The organism is Streptomyces sp. HD, from assembly GCF_028369295.1.
Taxonomy (GTDB): Bacteria; Actinomycetota; Actinomycetes; order Streptomycetales; family Streptomycetaceae; genus Streptomyces.
Map to the genome: position 1 here is coordinate 153394 of NZ_JAQMYP010000002.1, position 21323 is coordinate 174716.

Annotated in this window: 17 protein-coding genes and 1 riboswitch; of the genes, 8 read left to right on the top strand and 9 right to left on the bottom strand. The window is 70.6% G+C overall.

Features of this window, described 5'->3' with window-relative positions; genetic code table 11:
* Positions 1-16: 16 nt before the first annotated feature.
* Complete coding sequence (locus tag POF73_RS02590) at positions 17-823, top strand: class II aldolase/adducin family protein (RefSeq protein ID WP_272112734.1); 807 nt, start codon at positions 17-19, stop codon at positions 821-823.
* Positions 824-937: 114 nt separating this feature from the next.
* Here the strand turns inward: POF73_RS02590 and POF73_RS02595 are convergent, their stop codons facing one another.
* Positions 938-1822: a DUF4429 domain-containing protein gene (locus tag POF73_RS02595; protein ID WP_272112735.1), complete on the bottom strand. Its 885-nt coding sequence runs from the start codon at positions 1820-1822 to the stop codon at positions 938-940.
* 286 nt (positions 1823-2108) lie between these two features.
* On the opposite strand from POF73_RS02595, the gene POF73_RS02600 reads away from it, so the two are divergent.
* Positions 2109-3389: a hypothetical protein gene (locus POF73_RS02600; RefSeq protein ID WP_272112736.1), complete on the top strand. Its 1281-nt coding sequence runs from the start codon at positions 2109-2111 to the stop codon at positions 3387-3389.
* A gap of 334 nt (positions 3390-3723) precedes the next feature.
* Entirely contained in the window at positions 3724-4254 is a 531-nt protein-coding gene (locus tag POF73_RS02605; RefSeq protein ID WP_272112737.1) for a DoxX family protein, read from the top strand.
* A gap of 32 nt (positions 4255-4286) precedes the next feature.
* Here the strand turns inward: POF73_RS02605 and POF73_RS02610 are convergent, their stop codons facing one another.
* Both POF73_RS02610 and POF73_RS02615 read right to left on the bottom strand, forming a co-directional pair.
* Complete coding sequence (locus POF73_RS02610; protein ID WP_272112738.1) at positions 4287-4535, bottom strand: hypothetical protein; 249 nt, start codon at positions 4533-4535, stop codon at positions 4287-4289.
* Positions 4522-5952, bottom strand: a complete 1431-nt coding sequence (locus POF73_RS02615; RefSeq protein ID WP_272112739.1) for a PspC domain-containing protein — start codon at positions 5950-5952, stop codon at positions 4522-4524. The genes POF73_RS02610 and POF73_RS02615 overlap by 14 nt, the downstream gene beginning before the upstream one ends.
* 143 nt (positions 5953-6095) lie before the next feature.
* Between POF73_RS02615 and POF73_RS02620 the strand changes: the two genes are divergently transcribed.
* Together POF73_RS02620 and POF73_RS02625 are read left to right on the top strand one after the other, a co-directional pair.
* A complete protein-coding gene (locus POF73_RS02620) occupies positions 6096-7421 on the top strand; it encodes an ATP-binding protein (RefSeq protein WP_272112740.1) in 1326 nt (441 codons plus the stop codon).
* On the top strand, positions 7418-8137 hold the full coding sequence (locus tag POF73_RS02625) for a LuxR C-terminal-related transcriptional regulator (protein ID WP_272112741.1): 720 nt from the start codon (positions 7418-7420) through the stop codon (positions 8135-8137). Before POF73_RS02620 ends, POF73_RS02625 begins: the two co-directional genes overlap by 4 nt.
* Before the next feature lie 33 nt (positions 8138-8170).
* Here the strand turns inward: POF73_RS02625 and POF73_RS02630 are convergent, their stop codons facing one another.
* Positions 8171-9232: a C40 family peptidase gene (locus tag POF73_RS02630; RefSeq protein ID WP_272112742.1), complete on the bottom strand. Its 1062-nt coding sequence runs from the start codon at positions 9230-9232 to the stop codon at positions 8171-8173.
* 508 nt (positions 9233-9740) lie between these two features.
* On the opposite strand from POF73_RS02630, the gene POF73_RS02635 reads away from it, so the two are divergent.
* A complete protein-coding gene (locus tag POF73_RS02635; protein ID WP_272112743.1) occupies positions 9741-10094 on the top strand; it encodes a hypothetical protein in 354 nt (117 codons plus the stop codon).
* Here the strand turns inward: POF73_RS02635 and POF73_RS02640 are convergent.
* Positions 10072-11061 carry a tellurite resistance/C4-dicarboxylate transporter family protein gene (locus POF73_RS02640; protein ID WP_272112744.1) on the bottom strand — a complete coding sequence of 330 codons (990 nt, stop codon included), beginning with the start codon at positions 11059-11061 and terminating at the stop codon, positions 10072-10074. The two genes, POF73_RS02635 and POF73_RS02640, sit on opposite strands and share 23 nt — an antisense overlap.
* A 380-nt stretch (positions 11062-11441) precedes the next feature.
* Positions 11442-12605, bottom strand: a complete 1164-nt coding sequence (locus POF73_RS02645) for a C40 family peptidase (RefSeq protein WP_272112745.1) — start codon at positions 12603-12605, stop codon at positions 11442-11444.
* 8 nt (positions 12606-12613) lie between these two features.
* Positions 12614-12782: riboswitch (cyclic di-AMP (ydaO/yuaA leader) on the bottom strand.
* 461 nt (positions 12783-13243) lie between these two features.
* Here POF73_RS02645 and pcrA point away from each other — a divergent pair.
* Positions 13244-15730 (top strand): DNA helicase PcrA, encoded by a 2487-nt coding sequence (gene pcrA / locus POF73_RS02650; RefSeq protein WP_272112746.1) that lies wholly within the window; start codon positions 13244-13246, stop codon positions 15728-15730.
* A gap of 103 nt (positions 15731-15833) precedes the next feature.
* Here the strand turns inward: pcrA and POF73_RS02655 are convergent, their stop codons facing one another.
* Positions 15834-17303: a M23 family metallopeptidase gene (locus tag POF73_RS02655; protein WP_272112905.1), complete on the bottom strand. Its 1470-nt coding sequence runs from the start codon at positions 17301-17303 to the stop codon at positions 15834-15836.
* Between the two features lie 309 nt (positions 17304-17612).
* On the bottom strand, positions 17613-18491 hold the full coding sequence (locus POF73_RS02660) for a lipase family alpha/beta hydrolase (RefSeq protein ID WP_272112747.1): 879 nt from the start codon (positions 18489-18491) through the stop codon (positions 17613-17615).
* A gap of 647 nt (positions 18492-19138) precedes the next feature.
* Between POF73_RS02660 and POF73_RS02665 the strand changes: the two genes are divergently transcribed.
* Positions 19139-19555 carry a cobalamin B12-binding domain-containing protein gene (locus POF73_RS02665; RefSeq protein ID WP_272112748.1) on the top strand — a complete coding sequence of 139 codons (417 nt, stop codon included), beginning with the start codon at positions 19139-19141 and terminating at the stop codon, positions 19553-19555.
* Here POF73_RS02665 and POF73_RS02670 read toward each other — a convergent pair.
* Positions 19552-21210: a DUF5691 domain-containing protein gene (locus POF73_RS02670; RefSeq protein WP_272112749.1), complete on the bottom strand. Its 1659-nt coding sequence runs from the start codon at positions 21208-21210 to the stop codon at positions 19552-19554. The two genes, POF73_RS02665 and POF73_RS02670, sit on opposite strands and share 4 nt — an antisense overlap.
* Positions 21211-21323 lie beyond the last annotated feature (113 nt).

A 21323-nucleotide genomic window follows, 5' to 3' on the forward strand; every position in this document is an offset into this window, starting at 1 on the left:
CAGTGCTGGAGGACACATGCACGGGACGCCCCTCGGGCCCACTCCGCCCGCACCGCTGCCGACCGACCGGTTGCAGTTCGCGATGCCGCCGATGCACGAGTCGGTCGAGGACGAGCGCCGACACCGTAAGGAACGGCTCGCGGGCGCGTTGCGGATCTTCGGGCGGCTCGGGTTCGAGGACGGGGTCTCCGGGCACATCACCGCGCGTGATCCGGAGTTCAGCGACTGCTTCTGGGTCAACCCGTTCGGGATGCCGTTCAGGCACGTCACCGTCAGCGACCTGGTCCTCGCCAACTCCGAGGGGCAGGTGATCGACGGCCGCTACCACGTGAACCAGGCCGCCTTCACCGTGCACTCCCAGGTCCACGCCGCCCGCCCCGACGTCGTCGCGGTCGCCCACTGCCACTCCGTGCACGGCCGCGCGCTCGCGGCGCTGGGCGAGCTGCTCGACCCGATCACCCAGGAGAGCTGCGCCTTCTACGAGGATCATGCCCTCTACGACGCCTACTCCGGGGTCGCCGTCGACGCCGTGGAGGGCCGCCGGATCGCGAACGCCCTCGGCTCCCGCAAGGCCCTCGTCCTGCGCAACCACGGCCTCCTCACCGTCGGCGACTCGGTGGACGCGGCGGCCTGGTGGTTCGTGTCCATGGAACGGTCCTGCCAGGTGCAGCTGACCGCCAAGGCGGCGGGGCGCCCGGTACTCATCGAGCATCGGCAGGCGGTGGCCACGTGGGAGCAGCTGGGCGGGGATCTGGTGGGGTGGATCAATTATCAGCCGCTGTGGCAGGACGTCAGCCGGAGTGAACCGGATCTCTTGAGCTGACGGTTCGGAGGGGTCGGAGCGTTTCGGGGGGGGCGAGCGGTTCGAGGGCGGGTGGTTCGGACGGTTCGGGGGGCGGGGGATTCGGACGGTTCGGACGGTTCGGTGGCGTCGTGGTCAGAAGCCTCGGAGGACCACGGCCTTCGTCATGGCGAACTCCTCGTCGGTGAGGACGCCGTCCCGGTGCAGTTCGCCCAACTCGCGCAGCCTGCGCAGCAGTACGTCGTGGTGGTCGGCCGGGGGCGGGACGGTTGCCGTCAGCCGGGGGCGGTCGGCGTGGTCGACGCCGGTGCGGGTGGACGGGTGCGGCAGACGGGCGGTGACCGCGGTGGCGACCAGGGCGGTGAGCAGGTCGCGGCGGGCGCTGCCCCACAGGTCCAGGGCGTACGGGTCCTTCTCCGCCGGCAGTTTCGAGAACACCGTCTCCCGGGTCACGAAACGCAGAAAGCCGTCCTCGTAGCCGGAGTTGGGCAGCCACTCCACCTGGACGAGGTCGCCGACATGGATGATGCGCGGGCCGGTCGCCCGTTTGACCCGGTCGGAGGTGTCGGACCAGTCGATCCGCACCTGGGTGCCGTCGAAGGAGACCATGCCGTCGGAGGAGCGGACGGAGACCGGGACCGGCGGGCCGGGGAGGAGGTAGGCCTTGGTCGGCTCCTTGGGGATCTGGTCCAGGAGCAGCGCGTGGCGGATCTCCTCGGCGACGTACTCGGCGACCCCGGCCCGGTCGACGTCCACCGTCAGCCGGTACGGGTCCGCCGTGTCGGGCAGTCGGCCGCCGGTCGCCTGGAGCAGCGGGTCGGCGCCCTCCCGCAGCCGTATGCGCAGCCGGCCGCGCTTGCGTTCGGGTTCGAAGACGATGCTCGCGACGGCTTCGAGGGGCACGGCGATCTCTCCGTACGTCTGCCGGAACAGTGGCACGGAGCGGTGGAGTCCCGGCGTGATCCGGACCGTTGTGCCGTCGAAGGCCCAGGTCCCGTCGCGCTGGATGATCTCGGCCATAGGGAAATTCTCGCAGCCGGGTCAACACGGGGGGCCGCTCATCACCCGGGCCGACCGGGACCGGTCGTTGGGTGGCGGGACGTGTGCGGCACAATTCGCCTGCGTCGTAAGGGAGTTGCGGCGGCAGTGGTGGGTGGCCGGCGCGGTGTCCGAAATCCGTGGTGGCCGGTATCTGAGATACCACTGCCGGTCGTGGGCTGGTGGGGTTATAAGGCCTTGAGGTCATAAAGCCTTGAGGTCATAAGGCCTTGAGGGCATTCGGTCACTTGGAAGGCGGGCATCGGGCGTGGCGGTGCAGGAGGCTGGGCAGGGCAGCGCGATGGTGGGCGCGCACGGAGGCGGCTGCACCTGTGGGGACTGTCTGCACGGGGCGCTTGCGGGGCATCGGCGGGCCATCGCCGAGTTCCTGCTGAAACGGGACGAATTCGCCGCCGGGAAGGGGCTGCCCGCGGCCGTCGCCCACTCGGCCTCGGCCTCCCGACAGTGGGTCTCCGAGGAGTTGACGCAGTCGGCGGAGGCCGTCGCCGAGCGTGGGCGGGCCGAGGGTGCGGCCTGGCTGGCGCGGCTGTGGTGGCGTACGACGTGTGGGGTCTGGGCTCTGGTCGTAGTGCTGCTGCTGGTGCAGGCGTTCACGGCGATCGGGGCGGGGTGGACGGTGGCCCGTACGGCCGGGCTGCTGGCGGCGCTGGTGACGGCCGGTGCGCTGACCGCCGCGTCCTGGTTCCACCGGGCTCGGGGCGGGGCGCTTGCCCCGGTCATCGGCGAGGACAACCGGCTGTCCACGTCGCGGGCGGTGGCCGGGGCGTGGGTGCTGTTCGTCGCGTACGCGGTGCTGGTCCTGGTGGGGCGGCTCGCGGCGGCGTCCGGGCACGCGGAGCGCGATGCGCTGATTGCCGGGCTTGAGCTCGGGCGGGGGGCCGGTGTGGTGACCGTGCTCGCCGTGGTGTGCGCGATCGCTGTGCTGGTGCGGCGGGTCGTCGGGGTGCGGGTGCTCGGGCAGCGGCTGCAGAAGGTGCGGGCGGATCGGCCTCGGGCGGCTGATCTGCTGACGGATGACGCGGGGCGGGGGACGTTCGCGGACATTCAGTACGTCGTGATCGGTGGGGTCGCGTTGTTGTTCGCGGCGGTGCGGTTGGGGCGGCGGCCGGATCAGTTGCCGGATCTGCCGTGGGGGTTGGCGGTGGTGGTGCTGGTTTCTGCGGCGACCTATGTGGCCGGGAAGTATGCGGAAGGGGGGCGGCCGGTGATTCTGTCCGTGGTGCGGGCGCGGGAAGCCGGGGATCTGGATGCGCCGATCCGTACCGGGGACGACATCGAGATCCGGGGGGCCGGGTTCGTGCCGCCCGGGGCGCAGGGGGCGGACCGGTTGTCGCGGATGGTGGTGCGGATCGGGGCGGTGCATGCGCATGTGCCGTTGGTGCCGGTGGCCGGGGGCTTCAGCAATCCGACGGATGCGGTGTTGAGGGTGCCTGTGCCGGCGGATGTGGAGCCGGGCCGGGTGGAGGTGCAGGTGGTTACTGCGGTGGGGGTGGAGACGAATCGGTATGCGATTGACGTGACTGAGTGACGGTTGCCTCCGGCCGTTGGGCGGGCGGGATGCCTGCGGCCGCATGTTGCTGTCCGGTGGGGGTGCATGTAGCCCCTGCGGTTTGTGGGTGAGGCGCGGCGGCACCCCGTCGCGCCGGGCTGCGCACCCACGCCCGCCCGGCACCGACGCCGGGTCCTGCCGCAGCAGACGGCCAACTCGTGGGACGGTTCAGGCGACGCAATCACCCCTTGGGGTTCCGCTCAGGGCGGGTGGGTCAGAAAATACGGGCGGGGCTGGATTGAGCGGCGCAGGCAATGCGTACGTATCGTTTTCGAGGGGTCACGGCACGGCGGGCGAGAGGCGGCTACGGGCGATGACTCACGGTATGCACACGGACACGCACTCCCCCTACCTCGACGGCGGCCGGGACTGGCGAGATACCGCCACCCGTTACGCACTGCTCCCTCTCCGCGTCTTTCTCGGCGTCACGTTCATCTACGCCGGCCTGGACAAACTCACCGACAGCGCCTTCATGAAGGACTCCGGTTCGGGGTCGATCGGCGACATGATGCGTGCCGTTCGTGACTCGTCGGCCATCCCGGCGATGGTCGACATGGCTCTGAACAACCCGGTCGCGTTCGGCTATGCCATCGCCTTCGGCGAGCTGGCCGTCGGTATCGGCACCCTCATCGGGCTCTTCGCCCGTCTGGCGGCGCTCGGCGGTGCGCTCATCTCGTTGAGTCTGTGGCTGACGGTGAGCTGGGCCTCCGATCCCTACTACTACGGCAATGACCTGGCCTACTTGATGGCCTGGCTGCCCCTCGTCCTCGCGGGTGCCTCCATGTTTTCCGTGGACGCTGCGATTCGGGCGCGGCGGCGGCAGCGGCTGGGGGGCTATCGCTAACCCCGTTGGCTCCGCTGGTTCCGTTAGCTCCCTTAGCTCCGGTTGGTGGGGGTGGTGGGGTTGGCAGGGGTGTGCTTGGAGGCTGATCGGTGGCGTTTGCGTATGCCGCGCGTTATCGCCGCCGCCGTGCCGGCCAGGAACAGGCCGACCACGAGTAGGGGGATGACCGCGAACCACGGTGTTTCCCAGGCGCCGCCCGCGTCGCCGGCGTAGATGATGCCCGCGAGGGTCAGGAAGGTGCCGGCTATCAGTCTGCCGGGCTGGAACTCATGACGTAGCACGGCTCACCTCCGCCTGTCCCACACCCACGCTGAGGTCGAGGTCCAGCGTGCCCGTGTTCTTGGTGCCCGTGGCCGGTTTCAGGGTCAGCTCCTTGTGCTTGCCCGGTGCCACGTCCACGTCCTGCTCGTCGTCGCCCGGCAACTGGATGTCGCCCACCCCCACGTCGATGCTCGCCTTCACGGTCACGTCCTTGGGGACGATCACCTTCAGTTGGCCCACGCCCACGTCGGCTCTCGTGGTCACCGTCCGGCCCTCGGTGAACTTCACCCCGGTCAGGTCCAGGGTGCCGACGCCGGTGCCCAGGTCGTAGTGCTGTTGCACGTCGGCTGCCGTCGCCGGACGCCAGTCCTTCTCGATCCAGTGGGCGCTGATGTCCTTGGGCAGTGCCGCGGAGGCGGCCAGCAGGCCCGCGGTGATGATCGCCAGGAAGACGGAGCCCGCTCCTGTGCGGCCCAGGAACGCGCTGGTCGCTATGCCCAGGCCGAGGACGAGCAGTGCGCAGGACAGGCCCATCTGCAGGCTGGTGCCCAGGGCGTGGTCCTCCCAGGTCGCGCCGGTGCCGAGGGCGCCCGCGAGCAGGGCCAGCAGGAAGACCCAGCCGCCGATCCAGCGGGGGCCGCGTTGCTTCGGCTGTTGGGGGCGGTGGCCTCGTATGTCCTCGCGGCTGGTCCACCTGGTGCCGAGGCCGATGTTGACCGCTGCCGCGATGTCGCGGTCCTGGGAGTCGCGGGGACCCCAGAGGTAGCCTGTGCCGCCCTCGTGGGTGCCGTCCTTGACGATGGGGTCGCGCCACCAGGAGTAGGCGGCGGGGACCGGTGGGGCCTGGGCCTCGGGCGGGGCGTCGGCGACGGCCTGGGCGGCGAGTGGGTCGGGGTCGGGGGTGCTGCGGTGCCGTGACCAGTAGCCGGCGCCCGCGAGGAGGAGGGAGAGGACGACGGCGAAGGCCAGCACGCCGCCGTTGCTCAGCAGTGTCAGAAACACGCCGCAGCCGACCAGCGCGAACAGCACCGCGGTCAGCGCGTGGCCGTCCACGCGGCCGGTCAGCAGTTTGCGCACCTCGTTCTGCTCCTCGTCGTCGTACGGGACGAAGAGCCAGGCGAAGCCGTAGAAGATGAGGCCTATGCCGCCGGTCGCGGAGAGCACGGCGAGGGTGATCCGGAAGATCACCGGGTCCATGTCGCACTGCCGTCCGAGCCCGGCGCACACGCCGGCCAGCATCTTGTGCCGCCGGTCGCGCCGGAACTTGTGTGGTGGGTCGAGGACGCCCGCTGCCGCGGACGCTTCTGTTTCCGCGCCCGCGGGTGCGCGCGGTTCCTCACCCGCGGCGCTCGCGGGTGCCGGGCCGGACGGGGTGCCCGCGGTGGGCACGCCGTCCGGCCCGGGCACGGAGTCCGCGGCGTGCTGGTGATCAGTCATGTGTCCATGGTGACGGGCGGGCCGCCTCGGCGGGAGTCGGAATGACCCTGGTCGGACCCTGATATCGGCCCTGAGGCGGGGACGGGGGAAGCGTTCGAGGCGGCGGGCCTCGAAGATCAGGGGAGTCTCGGGGGTCGACCCTGATGCCCTGGTCGTCCGGGCGTGTGAACATCGATGGCATGCCGGAAGCCGCAGCAGCGCCACTCGCCGAACCGCGGCCGCCGCGCAAGCTCTACCGCAGCAGCGACGGACGCTGGCTCGGGGGCGTGGCGCGGGGGCTCGCCGGGCATCTCGGGCTGCCCGTCATCTGGGTGCGGCTCGTCTTCGTGGGCCTGTTCATGGCGGACGGCCTCGGGGCGCTGCTGTATGCCGCGTTCTGGTTCTTCGTGCCGCTCGGCGTCGGCGGGGTCGACGCGCAGCGGCCGTCTCCCTTCGCCACGGAGACCGCGTCCGACGGCCGCCGCAGACTCGTCGCCCGCAAGCCGGACAGGGGCCAGATCGTCGCGCTGCTCCTCATGGTCGTCGTGGCGATGGTCTTCGTCGGCAGCGTGGACCTGGGCAACGGCGCCAAGGCCTACCTCCTGCCCGCCGTGCTCGTCGGCGCGGGCGTCGCCCTGGTCTGGCGACAGGCGGACAACGCCCGCCGGGCCCGCTGGATGGAGGCCGGGCGGCGTCGGCGCACCCTTACTCTGCTGCGTGCCGCGGGCGGCGTCGTGCTGGTCACGGCCGGCGTCTCCGGCATCTTCGTCCTGCAGGGCTCCGCCGCCCACCTCGGCTCCGTCCTGCAGGCGGCCCTGGCGGTCCTCGTAGGCATAACGCTCCTCGCGGGTCCGTATCTGGTCCGGATGACCCAGGACCTCTCCGAGGAGCGGCTGATGCGCATCCGCGCCCAGGAGCGCGCCGAGGTCGCCGCGCATGTCCATGACTCGGTGCTGCACACCCTGACCTTGATCCAGCGCAACGCGGAGAACGCGAACGAGGTCCGCCGCCTCGCCCGCGCCCAGGAGCGCGACCTGCGCACCTGGCTCTACAAACCCGAGGGCACCGGCAAGGACGAGGCCGACGAACCCGCCAGCCTCGCCGAAGCGGTCCGGCGCAACGCCGCCGAGATCGAGGACAAACACGGCGTCCCCATAGAGGTGGTGGTGGTCGGCGACTGCCCGCTCGACGAAAGAATCGGCGCGCAGATGCAGGCCGCGCGCGAGGCGATGGTGAACGCCGCGAAGTACGGTGGCGAGGGCGGCGCCGTGCAGGTCTACGCCGAGGTGGAGGGGAAGACCGTCTTCGTCTCCGTCCGGGACCGCGGTCCGGGCTTCGACCTGGATTCGATACCCGCCGACCGCATGGGCGTCAGAGAATCGATCATCGGCCGCATGGAGCGCAACGGCGGTACGGCCCGGCTTCGGGCGGTACCCGACGGCGGCACGGAGGTCGAGCTGGAGATGGAGAGGGCGGAGAAGACGTCATGAGCGACGCGACCGAGGCCAACGAGCCTGTGGAGTCGACCGGCGGGAGCACGGCCGAGCGGCATGTGCGCGTGGTCCTCGTCGACGACCACCGCATGTTCCGCACGGGAGTCCAGGCCGAGATCGGCCGGACCGAGCAGACCGGCGTCGAGGTCGTCGGCGAGGCCGCGGACGTCGACCAGGCGGTCACGGTCATCACCGCGACCCGGCCCGAGGTCGTCCTCCTCGACGTGCACCTCCCGGGTGGCGGCGGGGTCGAAGTGCTGCGCCGCTGCGCCCCGTTGATGGCGGACACCGAGCAGCCCGTCCGCTTCCTCGCGCTGTCCGTCTCGGACGCGGCGGAGGATGTGATCGGCGTGATCCGGGGTGGTGCGCGCGGGTACGTGACGAAGACGATCACCGGAACCGATCTGGTCGACTCCATCTTCCGGGTCCAGGAGGGCGACGCGGTGTTCTCGCCTCGCCTCGCCGGGTTCGTCCTGGACGCGTTCGCGTCGACGGACGCGCCGCCCGTGGACGAGGACCTGGACCGGCTCACCCAGCGCGAGCGGGAGGTGCTGCGGCTGATCGCCAGGGGCTACGCGTACAAGGAGATCGCCAAGCAGCTCTTCATCTCCGTGAAGACGGTCGAGTCGCATGTCTCGGCGGTGCTGAGGAAGCTCCAGTTGTCGAACCGGCATGAGCTGACACGGTGGGCGACGGCCCGGCGTCTGGTCTGAGCCGGGGCCCGGTTCCGGCTCAGACCCGGTGGGTCACACCACTCGCGTGGCCCCCGCGAACGGCATCTCGTCGAGCGGGGCCACCCGGACCGGTGCCGAGGGGTTCGGGGCGTGGATCATCTGGCCGTTGCCGATGTAGAGGCCCACGTGGCTGATGCTGGAGTAGAAGAACACCAGGTCGCCCGGGAGCAGTTCGGAGCGGGAGATGCGGCGGCCCGCGTCGATCTGGGCGTACGTCGTGCGGGGCAGTGAGAGGCCGGCCGACCGGTAGGCGGCCTGGGTGAGGCCGGAGCAGTCGAAGGCGTCCGGTCCGGTCGCGCCCCAGACGTAGGGGCTGCCCAGCTTGGAGTAGGCGTACGAAATGGCCGACGCCGCTCGGGAGTTGGGGGCCTGGGCGGTTGCGGAACCGGGGGTCGTCAGGGCGTCGCGGGTGCCTGTCGAGGAGCGTGCGGCGCGGTCCGCGCTCTCCTGGAGCCGGGCGCGTTCCTCGGCGGTCATCCGGGCGAGCAGGCCCCGGGCCGAGTCCAGCTTGCCGGTGATCGTGGTCTTGTGCTGCCGTAGTTCGGCCTGGCGGGACTTCAGCGAGGCCAGTTCGATGCGTGCGGCGCCGCGCAGTTGCTCGATCTCCCGTAGCTGTCGGCGGACGCCGGCGACGGACGTCGCCTGCCGCTTGCCGGCGCGTTCGGCGAACTCCGCGCCGTCGAGGTAGCGGTCGGGGTCGTTCGAGAGGGCGAGTTGGACGGCCGGGTCGATCCCGCCGTCGCGGTACTGTGCCGCGGCCATCGAACCCAGCGCCTCCCGTGCCGAGTTGAGCTTCTCCGTCCTGCGTGCGGCCTCGTCCTGCAGGGTCCTGATCCGCCGCTCGGTCGAGTCCGCCTGCTCCTTCGCGCCGTTGTACTTCTCGGTGGCGACCTCCGCCTCCTGGTACAGCCTGTCCACCTTCGCCTTGACCTGCGCCGGGGTCAGTTGCGGCTCGGCGTGGCCGGTGCCGTCGAAGCCCGTCGCGCTCGCCGCGCCCGCCAGGGCGATCGTCCATGCCGTGCGGGCCGTGTTGCCGCCGAGCGAGCGTTGACGGGGCTTTCGGTGCGCTGCCACCTGGACTGCACGTCCTTTCGTCCGACCGCCTGGTCCCGCTGAGTCCGCCGGGGCAGGGGGCGTATGACCGCCCCGGGAGAGCGGCGACCGTAGGAACGCCTGGGGGGAGCGGACGTACGACCGCCCCGGGGCGGGTTACGCGTCCGGCGGCGGCCCACACAGGGGGAGCGGGCCGCCGCCGGACCTTTCTCGGCGGTGGTGTCCGACTGCCGCCCCTGGCCCGGGCGGCGGTGGGGAGCCGGTCACCTGGTGGAGGACGCTAAACCTCACTGTGTCTGGTCGGTAACGCGTTGTGCGGAAGTGCCGGGAGCGGACCGCGAGATGACCGTAAGTGAGCGTGATCCCGGAATGGGGGCGTCGTGTTCACGCGGGGTGATGACCGATGTGGCGGTTTCGGGCTTCGCGGGGACGCCGGGGTGCTATGGGGCGCATATATGCAAGATCGGGGAGGGGGGTGGAGTGGGGCTGCTGTCAGGGGTGCGGTTGGTGCTGATTAGGCTCCCGGTCCATGGACGTACTCATCCATCTCTTCGTCGGCCTGCACATCATCGGCATCGCCGCGCTGCTCGGCGGGTTCTTCACCCAGATGAAGGCGATGGGCCAGGGCACCGCCCGGTTCGTCCCCGCGATGCTGCATGGTGCCCTGACCATGCTGGTCACCGGAGTGATCCTGGTCGGGCTCAACCAGGCGGACGATCAGCCCGTCAACAACATCAAGATCGGTGTGAAGCTGGCGCTGCTGATCGTGATCCTCGGGCTCGTCTATGTGCAGCGGGACGAGGAGGCGGTGGACAAGCGGCTGTTCGGGCTTGTGGGGCTGCTGACCATGGCGAACATCTTCATCGCCGTTTTGTGGACGTGACGTCGAGGTAGGTCCGCACCGCGCCCGCGGCGACCGCCAGCCATGCCACCACCGCGATCCAGAGCAGTACTTCGCCCGGAGTCCTGAGCCACGGGACGTCCATGGCGGTGGAGACGGAGAGTGTCGCCGCCGCCGTCATGCCCATCGGGAAGACCGTGGCCCAGCGGCGTACGTCGTAGTGCGGCCGTGGCCATCCGATCTCGGCGACGGTCAGGACGGCGTACCAGGCCAGATCGAGTACCAGCAGGGCTGCGGTCACCGCGTGCAGGACGCCGTTGTCGTCGTCGTTCCAGAGGTACTGGCCGGGGCTGTCGGCGGCGATGAGTTTCGAGCCGGCGAGCGCGGAGATGGCGAGGGCGCCGCCGGCCACCCAGTGGTCGCCGGAGCCTTGCGTCACCTGGCGCAGGTCGAAGCAGGTCAGGGCGATGACGTAGAGGACCAGGCCCAGCCAGAAGAGCATGAGTGCGGCGTGTGCGAGCCATGCCGTGGACTCGGTCGCGGCGAGAGTGGCGGCGAGGACGGCCAGGCCCTGGGTGGCCACGCAGCCGAGGAATACCGCGCCGGGCATGTGGCGGTGCCAGTGGCGTACCACGGCGATGAGCAGGCCCGGCCAGAGCAGTGCGGCGAGGGCCAGCAGGGCCTGGGCGAGGTGTTGCCGGCCGAGGTCGCTGAAGCGGGTGCCGAGAACGGTCGTTGCGGCGATGGCGGTCAGGGCGGCCGGGGTGGCCGCCTCCTTCAGCCATCTGGAGCGGTCCCAGAGGAGGCGTGCGGCGAAGTCTCCGGCGAGTGCCAGCCAGGCTGCGCAGGCCAGGGCGAGGGTGATCCGGGACAGGGTTTCGTAGTTCGTCTGGTGCAGGGCCACCGACAGGATGCCCGTCGCCATGACGGCGGCGCCGGCCGTGGGGGGAGGTTGCGACCACCAGGTGCGGAAGAGGGAGGTGGGGGTGGTCGTGGTGCTGGCGGGCATGGGGCCGATGCTAGGGAGCGGGGTGGGGGTTGGGGGTGGGGCGCGCCGGGTGCCTCCGGCGGTTGGGCCGGGATGCGGGTGGTGGGGGTGCGCGTCCATGCCTGCGGCGGCCTGCTGGTGATCGGTGGGGGTTCGTGTAGCGCCTGCGGGTGTGTTGTGGGTCGGGGCCGCGCCGGGGGGGTGTCCGTCCTCGGACCGGCGGCTGGACCTGGCCTGGAGGTTGTGTTCTTGACGCCGGCCACTGCGGGCGGACACCCCCCGGCACGTCCCCTTCCCGCCGTGCGCGGGTGCGGCGCCGCGGAGGTGTGGCGGGCACGCGCGTGCGGGCGCGGGGTACGCGCGCGTGGGGGATTTCTGGGCCACGCGCGCGTGTGGGTGTGTCAGGCGGGGCGGAGCACGCTGTGGATTGCCGACTCTCCGTCGTAGTAGATCGATTCCTCGCGGACGTAGGCGCCGGGCTTCGGGGCGTGGATCATCATGCCGTTGCCTATGTAGAGGCCCACGTGGGTGATGTCGTCGTAGAAGAAGACCAGGTCGCCGGGCTTGGCGTTGGCGAGGGAGACCGTGGTGCCGGCGTTGACCTGGTCGTAGGTGACGCGGGGGATGTCGACGCCGGCGGCCTTCCAGGCGGCCTGGGTGAGGCCGGAGCAGTCGTAGGAGTCGGGGCCGGTGGCGCCCCATACGTACGGCTTGCCTATCTGGGCGCGGGCGAAGGCCAGGGCCTTCTCGGCCTTGGTGGCGTACGAGGGGTCCGAGGAGGATGAGCCCGAGTCGGCCGGCGGCTGGGTGGTCTCCTGCTGCTGGGCGGCTTCCTGGCGCTTGCGCTCGGCCTCTGCCTCAGCCTGCTGGCGGGCCAGTTCCGCGGCCTTGCGGGCGGCCGCCTCCTGCTTGCGCTTCTCGATCGCGGCGAGGCGTGCCTTCTCCTCCGCCGTCAGCTTGGAGAGGAGTTCGCGGGCGTCGGACAGCTTCGTCTGGACCGTGGACTTGGCCGTCTGCAGGTCGTTCTGCGACTCGGTGAGCGTTTCGAGGCTCTGGGTGGCCTCCTGACGCTTCTTCATCGTCGCGGACTGCTGGGTGAAGTAGTCGTCGACCGCTTCCTTCTGACGGCCGGTCATACGGTCCATCAGCTGGGTCTGGTCGAAGTAGTCCTGCGGGGTCTCGGACAGGAGGAAGGTCGCCGTGTCGGGGGCCGCGGCGCCGGTGCGGTACTGGGCGGCGGCGGAGCGGCCGAGTTCCTCGCGGGCCTCGTTGAGTTCCTGGGTGCGCTTGGCGACGTCGTCGAGGAGGGTGTCGACGCGCTTGCGCTGCTTGGCGGTCTTCTCCTTGGCGGAGTTGTACTTCTCGGTCGCCGTCTCCGCCTGGCGGTAGAGGTCGTCTACCTTCTTCTCGACCTCTTCGAGGCTCGGCTTGTCATCCGTGGACGGGCTCGCGTTGGCCGTCTGGGACAGCAGGGCGACGGACGTGAGGGCCGCCGTGGCGAGGGCGGGGGTCCGTATGCCTGCGACGCGCGTCCCCGCGGGGCGCGACTTGCGGTGCGACGCCAAGAGAGGCGACTCCTTCCGTGCTCCGCCTACCGAGTTAGCTGTCGGGTTCGGGCGGGTGGTCCGGAAGGGTTGCCCTACGGCCGGTCCCTGGGCGGGTCCGGGCCGATTCACCCCAAAGGTCGGTGGGTCCCCGGCTCCGGCTGCGCGGTGGCGTACCGGACTCGGCGGAGGCCGCGCGGCCCGGCGTCGTTCGCCGGTGGGGGTCGTGCGGCCTGTCCGGCACGGTAGCCAACTCGTGTGGCCCCTGTGAAGGTTGATGTTCGATATGCCCGATACATTTTCGTGACCTTGAGTCAGGGCGCTGTGGGAGGTCATCTATTCATGGGTTTCTGTGGGGTCTTGGGGGATGAGGGTGTTTTGGGGCAGATGGGGTTTCCGTTCAGTTAAGGGGGGAGTGTGGGCGGGGCGGGGTGGGTGATCTTCGAGTGATCTTCGGGCGTCTCTTTTCGGGCTTCGGAGAGATGGGGTTCTCGGTCGGTGGTGTGCCTCGGGAGAGCGTTGCGGACTGTGACCAGGTGGTTCTGGAGGGCGAGGGGGTGGCTCGGTGGGCGGGAGTCGAAGATCGTCGAGGTTTGGAACGGGCGATGTTCTCGGGGTGGCCGCGGGCTGTCAGTGGGGCGCCCTAGACTCGGAGAGCGATGAGCAGCCTCTTTGACGACAGCTTCCTGGCGGACCTCCAGGCCCCCCGCGGCCATGACGAGGGACCCCCGCCGCCGCCCGAGGACGATCACGCTCCGGAGTCGGTTCCGGACGATCTGTTCGGCGGGAAGTTCGACGTGCCACCGGACCGGGACGGCCACTACCGCGACGGCGCCCCGCGGCCGGTCATCGACGCCGCCGCGCTGCTGGAAGGGCTGAACGACAACCAGCGTGCCGCCGTCGTCCACTCCGGCACCCCGCTGCTCATCGTGGCCGGCGCCGGATCCGGCAAGACCCGTGTGCTCACCCATCGCATCGCCCATCTGCTCGCCGAGCGGAATGTGCATCCGGGGCAGATCCTCGCGATCACCTTCACCAACAAGGCCGCGGGCGAGATGAAGGAGCGCGTCGAGCAGCTCGTCGGCCCGCGCGCGAACGCGATGTGGGTGATGACCTTCCACAGCGCGTGCGTGCGCATCCTGCGGCGGGAGAGCAAGAAACTCGGGTTCACCTCCTCCTTCTCGATCTACGACGCCGCCGACAGCAAGCGGCTCATGGCGCTCGTGTGCCGTGATCTGGATCTCGACCCCAAGCGGTTTCCGCCCAAGTCCTTCAGCGCCAAGATCAGCAACCTGAAGAACGAGCTGATCGACGAGGAGGACTTCGCCGCCCAGGCGACGGACGGCTTCGAGAAGACCCTCGCTCAGGCCTATGCCATGTACCAGTCGCGGTTGCGGGAGGCCAACGCCCTCGACTTCGACGACCTGATCATGACGACGGTCAATCTGCTGCGCGCCTTCCCGGACGTCGCCGAGCACTACCGCCGACGGTTCCGCCATGTGCTGGTGGACGAGTACCAGGACACCAACCACGCCCAGTACGCGCTGGTGCGCGAGCTCGTCGGGACCGGCGAGCACCCCGTCGACGTGCCGCCCAGTGACTACGACGTCCCGCCCGCCGAGCTGTGCGTGGTGGGTGACGCGGACCAGTCGATCTACGCCTTCCGGGGTGCCACCATCCGCAACATCCTCCAGTTCGAGGAGGACTACCCGGACGCGACGACGATCCTGCTGGAGCAGAACTACCGCTCCACGCAGACGATCCTGACCGCAGCCAACGCGGTCATCGAGCGCAACGAATCCCGCCGGCCCAAGAACCTGTGGACCAACGCGGGCGCGGGCGCGCGCATCACCGGCTATGTCGCGGACACCGAGCACGACGAGGCGCAGTTCGTCGCCGACGAGATAGACCGACTGACGGACGCGGGGGACGCGAAGGCCGGCGACGTCGCCGTCTTCTACCGGACCAACGCCCAGTCCCGTGTCTTCGAGGAAGTCTTCATCCGCGTCGGGCTGCCCTACAAGGTCGTCGGCGGGGTTCGGTTCTACGAGCGCAAGGAGGTCCGCGATGTGCTGGCCTACCTGCGGGTGCTGGCCAATCCCGAGGACTCCGTGCCGCTGCGGCGCATCCTGAACGTGCCCAAGCGCGGCATCGGTGAGCGCGCCGAGGCGATGATCGACGCCCTGTCGCAGCGGGAGAAGATCAGCTTCCCGCAGGCGCTGAAGCGCGTCGACGAGGCGTACGGGATGGCCGCGCGGTCGACCAACGCCGTCAAGCGGTTCAACACGCTGATGGAGGAGCTCCGTACGATCGTCGAGTCCGGCGCGGGACCGGCGACCGTCCTGGAGGCGGTGCTCGAACGGACCGGCTATCTCGCCGAGTTGCAGGCCTCCACCGACCCGCAGGACGAGACCCGTATCGAGAACCTCCAGGAACTCGCCGCCGTGGCCCTGGAGTTCGAGCAGGAGTCGGGCGAGGGCGAGGCCCCTGGCGGCCTCTCCGACTTCCTGGAGCGGGTGGCGCTCGTCGCCGACTCCGACCAGATCCCGGACGAGGAGGAGGACGGCTCCGGCGTCATCACCCTGATGACCCTGCACACCGCCAAGGGCCTGGAGTTCCCGGTCGTCTTCCTCACCGGCATGGAGGACGGCGTCTTCCCGCACATGCGCGCCCTCGGCCAGACCAAGGAGCTTGAGGAGGAGCGGCGGCTCGCGTACGTCGGCATCACGCGCGCGCGTGAGCGGCTGTATCTGACGCGCTCGTCGATGCGGAGCGCCTGGGGGCAGCCGTCGTACAACCCGCCGTCCCGCTTCCTGGAGGAGATCCCGGCGGCGCACGTGGACTGGAAGCGGACGGGGGCGACCGCGCCGGTCTCCTCCGGGCCCGTGTCCGGAGTCGCAGCCTCGCTGTCCTCCTCCCGCTCGCGCTCCTCGGCGTCGGGCGCGTCCGGCTTCGCCACGCGCCGCACCTCGGAGAAGCCGGTCGTCCAGCTGGCCGTCGGCGACCGTGTCACGCACGACCAGTTCGGGCTCGGCACGGTGACCGCGGTGAAGGGCTCGGGTGCGAACGCCGAGGCGACGATCGACTTCGGGGACGTCAAGCCGAAGCGGTTGCTGCTGAGGTACGCCCCGGTGGAGAAGCTCTAGCTGCCGTGTGCAGTGAACCCCCGCTGGAAGGGCGGGGGTTCACCAAGGCGTCAAGGGGTCACCGGCGTGCGGTGGGGGTTCAGCGGGAGTTGCGTGCGCTGACCTACGACGGGTCCAGGCCGTGGCTGCGCAGCCAGGAGAGCGGGTCTATCGCCGAGCCGCCGCCCGGCCGGACCTCGAAGTGCAGGTGCGGGCCGGTGGAGTTGCCGGAGTTGCCGGAGTACGCGATGGGGTCGCCCGCCTTCACCGTCGTACCGGAGGCGACGCGGTAGCTGGAGAGGTGGCAGTACCACGTCTCCGTGCCGTCCTTCGCGGTCACGATCATCATGTTGCCGTAGGCGCTGTTCCACTGCGTGCGGACGGTGCCGTCGGTCGCGGACATCACCGTCGTGCCGTACGAGACGGGGAAGTCGATGCCGGTGTGCACGGACATCCAGTTGATGCCGGACTGGCCGAAATACGCGCTGAGGCCGTGGTTGAGGACCGGGATCGCGAACTTCGGGCGCAGCCGCTCCTTGCGGGCCGCCTCCTCGGCGGCCTTCTTCTTCTCGGCCGCCTGCTGCGCCTTGAGGTCGATGCGCTCCTGCGTACGGCTGGCCCGGTCGGCGAAGTCGTCGGCGCCGGCGGAGAGGCTCTCAAGCTGGGTGTCCAGCTTGTTGTTCGCCGTGGACGGCTTGACGGCGGTCGCGTCGGACGCGGTCGTCGCCGTCTCCTTGTCGTCGGTCAGGTTGCCGACCGAAGCGGCGGCGATACCCGCGACGCCCATCACACAGGCCGAGGGAACGGCGACCGTCAGCAGCGCGGAACGCTTGGGGGGCGTACGGCGGCGGGAGCGGGACCCGCTGCGGGAGGCGGCGCGGGGGGAGGGGGCCGGGGTGGCCTCCTCCTGGTCGTCGAGAAGCGGGGCGGCGTCGGGGAGTTCACCGGTGGCGTCCGGCTCGGCGGCGTGCTGGGACGGATCGTCGTAGCCGGTGAGGTCGACGTGCTCGACCTGCTCGAAGTGCGCGGTCGCCTGCTGGTCGAAGGATTCTGCTGACTGCTCGTACCCGTCGGCCGCGTGCGTGGCGGTGGCGCCGTCGGAGTTCCACTGGGTGGCGTCGTACGTCCCGGTCTCGAAGGTCTGCGTGCCCCATTCCCACTGCTGGGTCTGGTCGGCCGGGGCGGCGGACTGGTCGGGCTGCGCCCACGCGCTCGCGTCCCACTGGCCGGAGACGTCGTGGCCGGTGGCCTGGTGCGGGACGAAGGGGAGCTGCTGGTGGCCGGTCGCCCAGGCGGTGTTGTCGTACGCGCCGGTGTCGTAGGCGGCGTGGTGCTGGGCGGCGTAGGCGTCGTAGTTCAGCGTCTGGTGGCTGCCCGTGGACCACTGCGTGGCGTCGTACGCGCCCGTGTTCTCACCGGGGAGGCTGCCGAACAGGGGGTCCGAGTCGAAGGTCGCGGTGGCGTGGCCGGCGGTGGCGAATCCGTTGGCGTCGTACGTGGCGTACGTGGTGGAGTCACCGTAGTGGGCTTCCTGGGCGCCGTACGACGCGTAGTGCGCCGAGGCGGCATCGGAAGCCGAGGCCGGGGAGGTCATGGTCCCCGACGGGTGACGATCGTTCACCAACTTCTCTCTCGCCTCGACAACAGGGGCTGCCAGAGCAGTGCGGCGACTGTACCCGGCGGTATACGGGCACGACAATCTTCGGCAGGTTTCGCTCGCGCAGGAAACGGGCATTCGGCCGTGTTTTGGCGGACTGCGGGCGCGAGTTTGGCCTTGTGTTCGAAGGTTGTTCGATGTCGCTGGGCTGTTCCGAGGCTGTGAGACGTGTGTGACTCAGGTGTCGGAGCGGGTGTGGGTGCAGGTGTCGGGTGCGCTCCCGGGGCGGTTGGTGAGGGGTGCCGGTCACGCCACTGTCAGGCCGCCGGACTCTGTGGCGGCTTCGGCTCCTGTCCCCGGCGCGTCGAGGGCCTGTCGGATGCCGGTCGCCACCGCGGGGTGCACCGGCAGGGCGAGGTGGCCGATGCCGCTCACGCGGACGTTCTGCGCCAGCAGGTCCGGGTGGTCGATGCAGGCCGTCTCCAGCGGGTCCATCAGGTGGTCGAGGTCGCTCCAGAAGCTCACGAAGTGCGTGCGGCAGCCGGGTGCGGGGCGGGCCAGCTCGTCGAGGAGTGCCGAGCCGGGGCGCATCTGACGCACGATCGGGTGCGCGTTGGCCAGCGGTACCACGCTGGTGCCGGAGTGCGGCGTGCCGAGCGTGACGAGCATGCGAACCCTGAGGTCGCCGCCGAGGCACTGCACGTAGTAACGCGCTATTAGCCCGCCGAGGCTGTGCCCGACGATGTCGACCCGCGGGCTGCCGGTGCGCTCGCAGATCTCCTCTATATGCCTGCCGAGCAGTTCGGCGGCGGTGCGGATGTCGCAGGTGAGCGGCGAGTAGTTGAGTGACTCGACCTGGTGCCTGCCGTGCTGGGCGAGGTTGCGGCGCAGCAGGACGAAGACCGAGCGGTTGTCGATGAAGCCGTGCAGCAGGACGACCGGGGGGTTGGTCTCCGTCGGCAGCTGGGTGGTGCTCTGCGAGTCCGGGGAGTCCTGTGCGGGGAGCGCCGGGGTGGTGCGGCGCTCCTGTGTGATGCCGGAGGGGTAGAGGAGCAGATGTCCCGCGAGGATCGCGATCTCCAGGGCGGTCGCCTTCAGCAGCGCCAGGGAGAGACCGGCGAGTCTGCTCGGGAGCAGGCGACGACAGAGCGGAAGAAAGGGGAGTGCTGCCCCCGTGACCTTCATGGCCGACCTCCTTGCGGCACGCTGGAGGACGGCTCCGGCCCCCGTGTGCCCTCGTGGGAAGTCGCGGCGGAGGTGGCCGGCGGGGTATGAGGAGGGCGCGTGGGGCAAGCGAGGCGCGTGATGTGCGTCGGCCGTGTTGGCCGTGGCGCGCCGGTGACCTGACGGGGCTCCCTGCCGGTGTGGCGACGAGGCTCCCCGCTGTCGTGCCTTACCTGTCCTACGTGCCCTTCGTACCACCGTCGATACGCCGCACCCTCACGTCGCGCGGCCCTGCGGCGCGGTGGTGCGGCGACCTCGTTGCGGCTCCCATTGCGCGTGGTCCCGCTGCGACGCGTGTACCGCAGGCTGCTGCGGCCCGTGTGCCGCAGAGATCTGGAACGGTGCGCGGCGAACGTGTCCCATCGTGTGATTTCCCCCTCGGTCCGCACCGCGAAACGGCGGGTTACGGGATGCTGTCGATAACGTTCGTTCACCTCCCTGGGTGGTGCCGCCCGGGTGTCCGTGTCGTCGTGGCACGTCCGGCGCGGTACGTGACTGAAAAGTGCGATACGCACACCATGTATGACATGTAGGCCGAGTGCGGCATAACTCATACATGAGCGGTACTTGTCGGTACGGATGGATGTAGTCGCTTCATGGAGGCAGTGATGGGTGTGGCAGTCGGTCCGATCCGTGTGGTGGTGGCCAAGCCGGGCCTCGACGGCCACGATCGGGGCGCCAAGGTGATCGCGCGGGCGCTGCGCGACGCCGGCATGGAGGTCATCTACACCGGGCTCCACCAGACACCCGAGCAGATCGTCGACACCGCGATCCAGGAGGACGCCGACGCGATCGGGCTGTCCATCCTCTCCGGCGCCCACAACACCCTCTTCGCCGCCGTGATCGAACTCCTCAAGGAGCACGACGCGGAGGACATCCTGGTCTTCGGCGGCGGGATCATTCCCGAGGCGGACATTGCGCCGCTGAAGGAGAAGGGCGTCGCGGAGATCTTCACGCCGGGGGCCACGACGCAGTCGATCGTCGACTGGGTGCGGGCCAACGTCCGGCAAACGGCCGAGGCCTAGATCGCCGCACCGTGCGGGGCGGACGGGGTATCCGGGCTGGGCGTCCCCAGCTCGTCGAGCATGGCCGCCCGCAACCGCAGTGTCGTTCCCAGTCGCTGGAACGCCTCCGCCCAGTACCCCCCGGCTCCCGGCGACGCGTCCTCCGGCTCGTCGGGTACCGCCAGCAGGCCATCCAGACGGCTTGCCTCCGCCGGGTCGAGACAGCGCTCGGCCAGGCCCATCACGCCACTGAAACTCCATGGGTAACTCCCCGCGTCCCGCGCGATGTTGAGCGCGTCGACCACCGCGCGCCCGAGCGGCGCCGCCCAGGGCACCGCACACACTCCGAGCAGCTGAAACGCCTCTGACAGGCCATGTGTCGCGATGAACCCGGCGACCCACCCGGCCCGTTCGGTGGCGCCCAGGGTGCCGAGCAGCTTCGCCCGCTCGGCCAGCGACACCGCACCCGGGCCGCCGGCCTCGGGGGCCGAGGGCGCCCCGAGGAGCGCCCGCGCCCACTCGGCGTCCCGCTGCCGTACCGCCGCCCGGCACCACGCCGCGTGCAGGTCGCTCTGCCAGTCGTCCGCCACCGGGAGCGCCACGATCTCCCGGGGCGTGCGTCCGCCGAGCCGCTCCGGCCACGCTCCGAGCGGTGTCGCCTCCACCAACTGGCCGAACCACCACGACCGTTCACCACGCCCCGCCGGGGCCTTGGGTATGACCCCGTCGCGCTCCATGTCCGCATCGCACTGGTGTGGTGCCTCGACACCGATCGTCGGCGTCCGCTGCGTGTGGTCCAGTGCGACGCAGGTTCCGGCGCGTGCCGCCATCCGTGCGGCGAGCGCCGAGCCCGGCAGCGCGGAGAGCAGCTCAGCGGCCGTCGCCCGGACGTTGCGGCTCCGGTCGGCCAACGCCCGCTCCAGGAACGGCTCGTCCTCCGGGGCAAGCCCGGTCCGCAGCGAGTCGAGGAACATCAGCCGGTCCTCGGCCCGCTCCGTCGCCCATGTCGTGGTGAGCAGTTCGCGCGCGGCGGCGGGCTCGTGCGCCCGTATAGCGGAGAGCAGGGCGACGCGCTCGGCAAACAGCCCTTCCCGCCACAGCTGTTGGACCTCGGTCGGGTCTTCCAGGTGCGGCAGTGCCGTGCCGCCGCCGGGTGTCGCGCGCAGGGCGAAGCGCCAGTCCGGGTTCAGCCGGGCGAGCCATACGGCGCGTGGGCCCGCGAACGTCAGTGCCGCCGGCCGCAGATCCGTCCGCCCCCGCGCCGCGTCCAGCAGCGCGGGCAGGGACTGAGGGGGCGGTGCGAAACCGCGGTCGTTGGCCGACGCGAGCCATTGGGGCAGCAGTTCCATGAGGTCGGGTGCCGTGCCTCTGCGGCCACCGGCCGTACCGGGGCGGTCGGCGAGCAGCATGGCCAGCCTGCGAGCCGCCGCCTGGGGCAGCGCGGGGCGCGGATCCTCGGGTGCCGGCTGCGGTCGCTGCGCCGCACGCGTCGGCTGCATCCCGGCCCGGCGCCGTACGGTCTCCACGGCCGCGGCGTCCAACAGGGCCACCGGTGCCTCCCGGCCCGGTTCGCAGCCCGGTGGCGTGCGCCGGTCCGTCCCGAGCAGCGCGGCCGTGACGAGTTCCTCCCACGCGCTCGGCGTCGGTGAATCCACAGGAGTGGAGGGACTGTTCACGAGGTTCCTTCCTCTCTGCCTTCATGCTCGGTGCCGTGCGGTGGGTGCAGGATCACCCGGGTCGGGTGTCCCGCGTGACGGGCGGACGTGCGGCCGGAGTTGTGCCGTACGGC